We start from the raw sequence: 10,065 nt of genomic DNA on the forward strand, positions 1-10,065 counted from the left end.
AAGCTGATCGAGGAATTCGTCGTGGTCGCCCTGGTCTGCGGCCTGTTCCTCTGGCACGCGCGGTCCGCCCTGGTGGCGATCCTGACCCTGCCGCTCGGCGTGCTGTTCGCCCTACTGGTGATGCGGGTACAGGGCGTGAACGCCAACATCATGTCACTGGGGGGCATCGCCATCGCCATCGGCGCCATGGTCGACGCGGCCGTGGTGATGATCGAGAACGCCCACAAGCGGCTGGAGCGGTGGGCGCACGAGCATCCGGGCAAGGAGCTAACGGGCGACGCCCGCTGGTCGGTGATCACCGAGGCGGCGGCCGAGGTTGGACCGGCGCTGTTCCTCAGCCTCGTGATCATCACCCTGTCGTTCGTGCCGGTGTTCGCGCTGCAGGCGCAGGAGGGGCGGCTGTTCTCCCCTCTGGCCTTCACCAAGAGCTATGCGATGGCTGGCGCGGCGATCCTGTCGGTGACCCTGGTCCCGGTGCTGATGGGCTACCTGATCCGCGGTCGCATCCCGGCCGAGGACGCCAACCCGGTGAACCGCTGGCTGACCGCGGCCTACCGCCCGGCGATCGACTGGGTGTTGCGCAAGCCGCGCACGGTGCTGATCGTGGCCCTGTTCGTGTTCGCCACCACCGCGTGGCCGCTCAGCCGCCTGGGCGGCGAGTTCATTCCGCCGATGGACGAGGGCGACCTGCTCTATATGCCGTCGGCCCTGCCGGGCATCTCGGCCGCCAAGGCCTCTGAGCTGCTGCAGCAGACGGACCGGCTCATCCGCACTGTGCCGGAGGTGAAGACCGTCTTCGGCAAGGCCGGCCGCTCCGAGACCGCCACCGATCCGGCGCCGCTGGAGATGTTCGAGACCACCATCCAGTTCAAGCCACGCAGCGCGTGGCGGCCCGGCATGACGCCGGAGAAGTTGACCGAGGAGTTGGACCGGGTGGTGAAGGTCCCCGGCCTCGCCAATGTCTGGGTCCCACCGATCCGCAACCGCATCGACATGCTGGCCACCGGCATCAAGAGCCCCATCGGCGTGAAAGTGTCCGGAATCGACCTCGCCCAGCTCGACCGGGTGGCCGCCCAGGTGGAGACCGTGGCGAAGCGGACTCCCGGCGTCAGTTCGGCCCTGGCCGAGCGGCTGACGGGCGGGCGTTACGTGGACGTCGACATCGACCGCGCCGCCGCCGCACGCTTCGGCCTCAACATCGCCGACGTGCAGGAGATCGTCTCCGGCGCCGTCGGTGGCGAGAACGTCGGCGAGACCGTCGAGGGCGTGGCCCGCTACCCCGTCAATGTTCGGTACCCCCGCGAGCTGCGCGACAGCCTCGAAGGCCTGCGCGCGCTGCCGATCCTCACGCCCGGCGGCCAGCAGATCACGCTTGGGACCGTCGCGAACCTCCGCATCGTCGACGGCCCGCCGATGCTGAAGACCGAGAACGCCCGCCCGTCCACCTGGGTCTATGTCGACGTCCGCGGCCGCGACCTGAACTCCGTCGTGACCGATCTCCGCCGCGCCGTGGCCAAGGAGGTGAAGCTGCCGCCCGGCGTGTCGGTCGCTTACTCGGGCCAGTTCGAGTACCTCCAGCGCGCCGCCGAGCGGCTCAAGCTGGTGGTTCCTGCGACCCTCGCGATCATCTTCCTCCTGCTCTACGCCACCTTCCGGCGCTGGGACGAGGCGGCCCTGATCATGGGGACTCTCCCCTTCGCGCTCACCGGCGGCGTCTGGGCGATCTACCTGCTGGGCTACCACCAGTCGGTCGCCACCGGCGTCGGCTTCATCGCCCTGGCCGGCGTCGCCGCCGAGTTCGGCGTGGTGATGCTGATCTACCTCAAGCACGCGCTCGCCGAGCGCGGGCCGAACCCCAGTGGTAGCGAGCTGGAGGCCGCTGTCCGCGAAGGCGCGCTCCTGCGCGTGCGGCCCAAGGCCATGACCGTGGCCGTGATCCTGGCGGGCCTTGCGCCGATCCTGATCGGCCACGGCGCGGGCTCCGAGGTCATGAGCCGCATCGCCGCCCCGATGATCGGCGGGATGCTCACCGCCCCGCTGCTCTCCATGCTTGTCATCCCCGCGGGCTACCTGCTGCTGCGGCGCCGGTGGCCAGCCCCCGTTCCCGCTTCAATCCGAGGAGAAACCCCATGAACCGTCTCGTCCTGACCCTCGCCGCCCTCGGCGCCGCCACGTCCCTTGCGGCATGCAGCAAGAAGGAAGCCGCCACCAAGGAGGCCGCAGCTCCGCCCGCCGCTCCCGCATCCGACATGGCCGCTATGGCGATGGCCGCGGAGGCCAAGATGGCCAAGGGAACAGGCACGGTCACGGCCGTCGGCGCCGACAGCGTGACGGTCGATCACGCCGCCATTCCCGAGGCCAACTGGCCGGCCATGACCATGGCGTTCAAGGCCTCGCCGGAGATCGCCAAGTCGGTGATGGCCGGCGACAAGGTGGCGTTCGACCTCAAGGTCCAAGGCGGCGGCGGGGAGATCATCGCGATCCGCAAGCAGTAGCTTCCATCGGAAGATCCCTCGAGTGCGCCCCCCGGGCGCCGCGGACCCGACAGCCCGTACCGCTGTAACGCGCGGGGGCGGCGCGGGGGCCCGCCGGAGGTTCGGAGACCCGGAGGCGCTTGCGGCGCGAACCGGGCCACGAGATCGAAGGCCTCCGCCTTCCTCGCCTAGCGGGAGTTGGGGTCTCGCAAGCGTGCGAGGCGAGTACGCGTAGGCAGCCGTCAAGTGGCCCGGAGTACGGCCCGTCTGCCATCGTGTTCCACGACACAAGGCTAGCCAGCTATCCAAGTCCTCGGCGCGCCCAACAGCGGACCTTGACGCCGGCGCCAGAAGCGGACCTTCGGCGATCCGACTGTGACCCCTCGCTGCGATCCGTCGGCCAATGGAGTTGCGAGGCCGCTCCACACCCGACTATCTGGGCTGGAAGGCGGCGTCTGCTGTCCCGCGGCCCTTGCGCGGCTTCTGGCCTCGCCGCAGACTCATGACGCAGAGGAGATCGTCGTGGCGTCACCCTTCGACGGCTTCGAAGTCGAGGCGCGGATGCGCCCTGCCCCGCAAGCCTACGGCTTCGACTTGGATCTTGCGTTGAGCGCCGTGGTGGCCCTCGAGGCGCGCATCCCCGACGACGCCTTCACGGCCACGACCCTCGGGACCGAGCGCATCGGCAACGGAGCCGTGATCGGGCCAAACGGCCTCATCCTGACCATCGGGTACCTGATCACCGAAGCCGAGGACATCGTCCTCACCCTCAACGATGACCGTCGTGTCGCGGCGCATGCCCTGGGAACCGACCCCGTCACCGGCTTCGGCCTGGCCCAGGCCCTCGAACCGCTCAGCGTTCCCCCGTTGCGGATCGGCGCCTCGCGTCAACTGCGCGCCGGGACACCAGTGGTCGTCGCCGGCGCGGGCGGGCTGAGCCATGCCGCGGCCGGGAAGGTCCTCACCCGGATGCCGTTCGCGGGCTACTGGGAATATCTCCTGGACGACGCGATCATGACGGAACCGGCGCACCCGCATTGGAGCGGCGCCGCCCTGATCGCCGCGACCGGCGAACTGGTCGGCGTGGGCTCCCTCAGCCTGCAGCGGCAATCCCCGGCGGGTATAACGCCGCTCAACATGTTCGTGCCGACGGACCGCCTGCCGCCAATCCTGGACGACCTCGCCCGTGGGAAACCCCCGCATCCGCCGCGCCCGTGGCTCGGGCTCCTGTCGCAGGAATTCGGGGCGCACGTCGTCGTCATCGGCGTGAGTCCCAAGGGCCCTGCGGAGCGGGCGGAGTTGCGGGCGGGCGACATCGTCGTGGCCGTGGCCGACGCGCCCGTGTCCAGCCTCGCGGACTTCTACACGCGCCTGTGGGCGCAAGGCCCCGCCGGCGTCACCATCCCGCTCCGCCTCCAGCGCGACGGGGACGTCTTCGACGTGGAGGTCCGCTCCGCCGATCGCACGGCGCTGTTGAAGAAGCCCCGCTTCAACTGAGCGGAAGGCCAAGCGCGAACGTCAGACCCGCTCTTCAACCTCGGCTTCGGCAAAGGCGGGCACGAGATGCCGGCCGGCCAGCTCCAGGCTCTTCAGCACCGCCTCGTGCGGGATGGATCCGAACTGCATCAGGCACATCATCCGGTCGGCCCCGATCCCCTCGTAGGCGCGAAGCTTGTCGCGGCAATGGGCCGGGTCGCCGATCACGACGCTGTCCAGCACCTCGAGGGCCTCGTGGGCTGCCTCGAAGCTGATCTCCTCCCCCTGGGCCATCCGCTTGAGCAGCTTCACCACCTCGGGATCGTCCGGCTTGATGTCGATCTCGTGGGGGTCGAGCTGGGTCGCGGCGGTGTCGCGGGGCGAGTTCGGGTGCAGACCCTGCTTGATCATGTCGTACCAGATCCGCCGCGGCACCTTGAACACCACCGGGGCGGCGTTGACGTACCAGAGCGCCGACCAGGCTGCGCCGTTGGCGATCGCCTGCCCCCGGCTCTCCGCGACGTGGACGAAGGTGAAGACGCCCTTCTGGCGGTTGATGGCCTTGCCCGCGGGCTCCCGGCAGTCGGCCAGTCCCCGGTCGTGCTCGCGCAGCATCTGGCCCAGGAAGGCGACCGGGCTCAGGAGCGTGGTGCCCAGCGCGCCGACTCCGAGTTCGCCGGCCATGTAGAAGCTGTCCGGCGAGCCGCAGGTCTGCCAGAGCCTCGGATGCGGCCGCTGGACGGGTCGCGGCACGACCTCGCGCGGCGGCACCTGGTAGGTGTCGGAGGCGTAGGAGAACTCGGGCTCGGTCCACATGCGCGGGATCATGCGCATCGCTTCCTTGACCTCGTCGCGCGCCGTGTCCGGATTGACCCCGAACGTCTCCCACTCCTTGCCCCCGGACTTGGCCAGGCCCAGCTCGAAGCGACCGCCCGACAGCACGTCGAGGGTGGCGGCCCGCTCGGCCACCCGCAGCGGCGTGTTGATGCGGAAGGGCGCGAGGACGCCGGCGTGGCCGACCCGCAGGCGCTCGGTGCTCATGGCGATGGCCGTCAGCACCACCTCGGGGGCCGAGGAGTAGCTGAACTGCGGGGCGCCGTGGTGCTCGACCTGCCACCAGATGTCGAAGCCGGCCGCCTCGGCCGCCTGGGCCTGGGCCAGGACTTCGCGGAACAGGCTGGCTTCATCGCGACCGTTCCAGGGGAAGGCGCGCTGGATCTCGCAGAATACGTCGAACTTCATCGGGGCGTCCTCCGCCGCGGCCGAGGTACATAACACACGTTATGTGATCGGACGCGGCTGCCGGGGGGTTGGATGGGCGGCTGGTCATCAGAAGATCGCGATCGGATTGAGCGGGGAGCCGGTGCCGCCCTCGATGGGCAGCGGGGCTGCGACCAATTGAAAGGTCCAGCGGCCGAGCTCGTCGCAGACGACGGCCAGCGGCTCGAGGTTGAGGTTGTCCAGCAGGTGGAGGCCCATGGCGGCGAGCCCGATCATGTGGATCGGCATGGCCCAGTCGCGGTGCACCTGGCCGCCCGGGATCGGATCGTGCACCCCGTCACCGCCCAGGACCGCCACCTCGCGGGCGTGCAGCCACGCGACCACCCGCGGGTCTAGGCCCGGCACCGCCTGGTCGCCTTTCTCGGCGCGGCGTACGTCGCGGCCCAGGCGGACCAGCAGGAGGTCACCCTTGCCCACCCGCACACCCAGCGCCTGCTCGGCGGCCTCCAGCTCGGCGGCGGTCACCATGTGGTCGGACGGGACGTAGCGGACGCCGCGCGCCCGGGGGATGTCCAGCAGCACGCCGCGCCCGACGATGCCGTCGCGGGCGGCCATGATGGAGTTGAAGCGCGCGCCGGTGCTCCGCACCTCGGTCGCGGGCCGGCCGTTGTACATCCGCCCCTGGGCGAAGACGTGGCACAGCGCGTCGATGTGGCTCGACGCCATGCCATGGAAGGCGATGCCGATGAAGTCGGTGGACGCCTCCAGACCCTCGACGCCCGGCACGCAGCAGTCGTCGCCCCCCATCAGCATGTGGTGCTGCGCCGGCCAGGGGTTTTCCGGTCCGGGCCGGGTCGGGAAGTCCCGCGACAGGCTGATCGTGCGACCCTCGCGCACCAGGGCGGCGCCGGCGAAGACCTCGGCCGGGCCGATGTGGTTCAGCGCGCCCCGCTGGTCGTCGGCGCCCCAGCGGCCCCAGTTGCTGACCTGGTCGAACAGCACCTTGAGCTGGGCGTCCGACATCGCCTGGCGGTGCGGCCCGCGCCGGGGGTCGGCGATGTCGGCTTCGGCGCTCATCGGCGTTCGGCGAGCGCCTCGGTGGCGCGCGAGTGGCGGACGCCCGGTTCGAGCTCGATGAGTTCGATGATGTTGCCGTTCGGGTCGTAGCAGCAGGCTGTCCCTATGATCCCCAGCGGTTCCTCGGGCGTGTGCGGCGGTTGGGTGAAGGTGACGCCCTTCGCGCTGAGCGCCAGGTAGGCCGCATGCACGCCGCGGGTGCGGAAGGCGATGATCCGCGGCACCGTCTCGCCCCTCTCGCCCGGTTCGGGGAACTCGGCGAACGGCTCCACCCACTCGATCAGGTCGATCATCGGCCCGTCGCGGTCCTCGGGCAGCACCATGAGGACGCCGCGACCCTGGGCGCGCTTCAGGCCGAAGATGCCGGCCACGAAGGCGGGCCAGACCACGTGACGACGATCGTTCAGCACCTCGAAGCCCAGCAGCCGGTAGAAGGCCACCGACTCGTCGAGGTCGCGGCAGTTCACCACCGTGTGGTAGAGGCGGCTGAGGGCCCATCCGGCGTCGCCCATCGCGTCCGCTCCTAGAAGTTCACGCCCACCCGCACGCCCCAGGTGCGCGGCGGGTAGTAGGCGAAGTTGTCGAGGCCGAAGCCGTTCCCCAGGGTGTTGGACTGCAGGCCGTCGTTGGAGATGATGTCCTTGTCGCCCACGTTGCGGACGAAGGCCTCCACGGTCCAACGCTCGCCCGGCGCCTTCCAGATCACGTTGAGGTCGACCAGGGTGTAGGCCTCCTGCCGCTCCAGCGGCGAGTTGGCCGACAGGAAGAAGAGGTCACCCGAGCGGAAGACGTCGATCCGCGGGGTCACCTGGCCGAAGGCGGTGTCGAAGGCGTACTGGGCGCCGAAGTTCAGGGTGTACTTGGGTGTCTGCACGAGGCGGTTGCCGGCGAAGTCGCAGAGCCGGGTGACCGGATCGCAGCCCGGCGCGGCGCCGGCGAAGCGATTGTTGATGGTGACGTACTCGTCGTATTCGGCCTTGGTGAAGGTGGCCGCCGCGTTCAGGCGCAAGCCGCTCGCGGGGGTCGCGATCGCCTCGAGCTCGATCCCCTTCACATGCGCGCGGCCGGCGTTGTCGATCCGCGAGCCGGTGATGTCCTGCACGAAGACCTGCATGTCGCGGATCTTCTGATGGTAGGCGGCGCCGTTGAAGATCAGCCGGTTGTCGGCGAGCGTGGTCTTGAAGCCCGCCTCCCAGGCCCGGATCTTTTCGGGCTGGTAGATGCCGGGGAAGTTGCCGACCAGGCCGCCGCCGGAGAGGTAACCGGTGGAGTAGCTGGCGTAGAGCATCGCGTTGTCGGTGGGCCGCCAGTTGGCCCCCAGCTTGTAGGTCGTCTCGCTCCAGTCCTCGTCGAAGGCCTTGCTCGGCTCCACGCTGAAGGGGATCAGCGGCAGGGTGAAGTTGAGGAAGTCGAAGCCCTTCTTCTCGTCGCGCGTGTAGCGGATGCCCGCGGTCAGAGTGACCGGCAGGCCCATGCCGGACTTCGCCAGATCGAAGTCCGCCTGGCCGAACACCGCCTTGGACTCGGTCTTGTAGATGCCGCCGTTGGTGAAGATGAAATTGTCGGTGAAGGGCGAGGCCGAGTTCAAGCCGGTGTCGATGAACTGAAAGGTCTGCCCCACCTTCTCGCGGAAGTAGAAGGCGCCGACGATCCAGCTCAGAGGGCCGTCCGACGGATTGGAGGCCAGCCGGACCTCCTGCGAGTATTGGAACTGGTCGAGGGTCCAGTAGGGGTTCGTCGCCAGCGTCAGCTCCGAGGCGTCCGGATCGTTCGACTGCTCCCACTTGCCCGACGCATAGCCGCTTACCGACGTGAAGGTCGCAAAGCCCAGATCGACGTTGAGGGTTCCCGACAGGTAGGCGCTGTCCTGGTCGTAAAGCTCCGGCGTGTTCTTCCGAACCTCGCGCGGGTTGGTGAGATAGGGCTGGGCCCCAGCGTAGCGGGCCGGGAGCAGGTACCACTGGGTCTTGGTCGCCACGGGGTCGCCGTTCTCGGAGACCGAACCGATCAGCCGGAAGTCCACCGCCTCCGAGAGCTTGAAGTAGAGCTGCCCACGAAGCATCCAGAAGTCCTGGCCGTCGGCGTCGTGGGTCGCGCCAGGTCCGCTGAAGAGGTTCTTCTGGTAGCCGTCGTGCTCGGCCCAGACGCCGCTCACCCGGGCCAGCACCTGGCGCTCGCCCTCGTCCAGGATCGGCAGGTTGGCCCAGCCACGCAGGATGCGGGCGTCGTAGTTGCCGAGGAGAGCATCGAGATGGCCGCCGGCCTCAGCTGTCGGACGCCGGGTGATGACATTGACCGAGCCGCCGACCGAGTTGCGGCCGTAGAGGGTGCCCTGCGGGCCGCGCAGCACCTCGATCCGGTCGATGTCGAAGAACTCTGGATCGACCGACGTGGTCCGCGCCAGGTAGACGCCGTCGAGGTTGTAGGCGACGGGCGAGTCGCCGCCGCTGGTGGTGTTCTGGCTGCCGATGCCACGCAGGGTGATGACATGCTCGCCGCCGGTGACGCCTGACCCGAACCGCAGCGACGGCACCCGGGTCGAGAGGTCCTGGAAGCCGTCGACGCCCTGCCGTTCCAACTGCTCGCCGGAGAGCGCGGTCAGCGCGATCGGCACGTCCTGAGCGGCTTCTTCGCGCTTCTGGGCGGTGACGATCAGTTCCTGGACGAGCGTGTCGGCCGGCCGCGCCTGGGCGAGGACGGCCGTGGGGACCAGCAGGCCCGACAACGCGGTTGCGGCGACCAACGCGACTGGCAGCGAGCGGCTCATGGTTCCCCCCGGCAGAGTCGCCGCAGGGCTTGAAGGGCCACCGGGCCCGCGCCCTCGGCTTTCGATGCCGAGAACATAACACGTGTTTTGTGTTTCGAAAGACTGCGCGTAACGCTCGTTATATAACCGTTGTGTGATTTTCAGGCCGCGGAGGCGTCCTCAGGCTTGCCAGGGCCGAGCGAATTCCGGCAGACCGGGGCATATCCGAAAGGATCGGGATGGGCAGGTCGGTCGACCACGAAGCGCGGCGGGAGATCTTCGCGGCGGCGGCGCTGCGGGTGATCATGCGCGACGGCATCGCCGGCCTCACCGTCCGCGAGGTGGCCCGCGAGGCGGGCTTCACCACCGGCGCCCTCACCCACTACTTCCATTCCAAGGACCAGCTGCTCATCGAGGCCTCCGAGCACTCATCCACCCTCGTCCGCGAACGCATGGAGCGCGCCGAAAAGGTCCGGCCGACGTTCGAGGCGATCCGCAGGGTGGTGGCCCTTGCCCTGCCGCTCACACCCGAACGGCGCGGCTACTGGCGGATCTGGGTCGGCTACTGGGAGCGCTCCAGCTACGACGATGACGTCGCCCGGGTGATGCGCCTGCGCTACGACGAGTGGCGCTCGCGCCTCGCCCGGCTGCTCGCCCGGGCGCAGGCGGAAGGTGACGTGGCGCCCGACGTCGATCCGCGCGAAGCCGCCGAGAGCCTGATCGCACTCGTCGACGGGATCGGCGTGCAGGTTCTGCTGGGCGTGGGGCGCATCCCCCCGGCCCGGCAGCGCGCGATGTTCGACCTCTGGCTGGAGACCCTGCGTTCGGGATCCCTGGTGGGAACGGGGTCCCGAAGCCGTTGATCAGGCATTCCGGTTCAACGTCGAACAACCCGGGCGCCGTCAGCTGTGCGCCGCCGGTTGCCATGGGGTGGACGCCCCCTGACGGCATCGAGGCGCCAGAGTGGAGGTGTTGAAGCACCACTCGAAGGAGGCGTCCGTGGGCAAGGTTGCGACGATCGGGCTCGATCTGGCGAAGAGCATTTTCCAGGCGCACGGCGCCGAGGCGGCT

At 69.3% G+C, this 10,065-nt stretch carries 8 protein-coding genes; 4 read left to right on the forward strand and 4 right to left on the reverse strand.

Going from position 1 to position 10,065, the window contains the following annotated elements:
• The 3 genes from VGD44_RS08520 to VGD44_RS08530 all read left to right on the forward strand — a co-directional run.
• A partial coding sequence (locus VGD44_RS08520) for a CusA/CzcA family heavy metal efflux RND transporter (RefSeq protein WP_331085878.1) occupies positions 1–2,133 on the forward strand: 2,133 nt, incomplete at its 5' end.
• Positions 2,130–2,495 carry a copper-binding protein gene (locus tag VGD44_RS08525; RefSeq protein WP_331085880.1) on the forward strand — a complete coding sequence of 122 codons (366 nt, stop codon included), beginning with the start codon at positions 2,130–2,132 and terminating at the stop codon, positions 2,493–2,495. The genes VGD44_RS08520 and VGD44_RS08525, both read left to right, overlap by 4 nt.
• 501 nt (positions 2,496–2,996) lie before the next feature.
• Entirely contained in the window at positions 2,997–3,971 is a 975-nt protein-coding gene (locus VGD44_RS08530; protein WP_331085882.1) for a S1C family serine protease, read from the forward strand.
• A 21-nt stretch (positions 3,972–3,992) separates the two neighbouring features.
• Here the strand turns inward: VGD44_RS08530 and VGD44_RS08535 are convergent, their stop codons facing one another.
• The 4 genes from VGD44_RS08535 to VGD44_RS08550 all read right to left on the reverse strand — a co-directional run bounded on the left by VGD44_RS08535 (position 3,993) and on the right by VGD44_RS08550 (position 9,015).
• Positions 3,993–5,192 carry an LLM class flavin-dependent oxidoreductase gene (locus VGD44_RS08535; RefSeq protein WP_331085884.1) on the reverse strand — a complete coding sequence of 400 codons (1,200 nt, stop codon included), beginning with the start codon at positions 5,190–5,192 and terminating at the stop codon, positions 3,993–3,995.
• Positions 5,193–5,279: 87 nt separating this feature from the next.
• Entirely contained in the window at positions 5,280–6,248 is a 969-nt protein-coding gene (locus VGD44_RS08540) for a cyclase family protein (RefSeq protein WP_331085886.1), read from the reverse strand.
• The gene (locus VGD44_RS08545; RefSeq protein WP_331085888.1) at positions 6,245–6,760 is read right to left on the reverse strand and encodes a VOC family protein; all 516 of its coding nucleotides are present in this window, start codon (positions 6,758–6,760) and stop codon (positions 6,245–6,247) included. Before VGD44_RS08545 ends, VGD44_RS08540 begins: the two co-directional genes overlap by 4 nt.
• A gap of 11 nt (positions 6,761–6,771) precedes the next feature.
• Complete coding sequence (locus VGD44_RS08550; protein WP_331085890.1) at positions 6,772–9,015, reverse strand: TonB-dependent receptor; 2,244 nt, start codon at positions 9,013–9,015, stop codon at positions 6,772–6,774.
• 218 nt (positions 9,016–9,233) lie between these two features.
• On the opposite strand from VGD44_RS08550, the gene VGD44_RS08555 reads away from it, so the two are divergent.
• Entirely contained in the window at positions 9,234–9,857 is a 624-nt protein-coding gene (locus VGD44_RS08555; protein WP_331085892.1) for a TetR/AcrR family transcriptional regulator, read from the forward strand.
• Positions 9,858–10,065: the final 208 nt, after the last annotated feature.

It is taken from the genome of Phenylobacterium sp. (genome assembly GCF_036402295.1).
GTDB lineage: Bacteria > Pseudomonadota > Alphaproteobacteria > Caulobacterales > Caulobacteraceae > Phenylobacterium.

What these genes read in the sequence shown, in the direction of transcription:
- VGD44_RS08535 (WP_331085884.1), bottom strand. Translation starts at nt 5,192, where the DNA reads ATGAAGTTCGACGTATTCTGCGAGATCCAGCGCGCCTTCCCCTGGAAC.
- VGD44_RS08550 (WP_331085890.1), bottom strand. Translation starts at nt 9,015, where the DNA reads ATGAGCCGCTCGCTGCCAGTCGCGTTGGTCGCCGCAACCGCGTTGTCG.
- VGD44_RS08525 (WP_331085880.1), top strand. Translation starts at nt 2,130, where the DNA reads ATGAACCGTCTCGTCCTGACCCTCGCCGCCCTCGGCGCCGCCACGTCC.
- VGD44_RS08555 (WP_331085892.1), top strand. Translation starts at nt 9,234, where the DNA reads ATGGGCAGGTCGGTCGACCACGAAGCGCGGCGGGAGATCTTCGCGGCG.
- VGD44_RS08545 (WP_331085888.1), bottom strand. Translation starts at nt 6,760, where the DNA reads ATGGGCGACGCCGGATGGGCCCTCAGCCGCCTCTACCACACGGTGGTG.
- VGD44_RS08540 (WP_331085886.1), bottom strand. Translation starts at nt 6,248, where the DNA reads ATGAGCGCCGAAGCCGACATCGCCGACCCCCGGCGCGGGCCGCACCGC.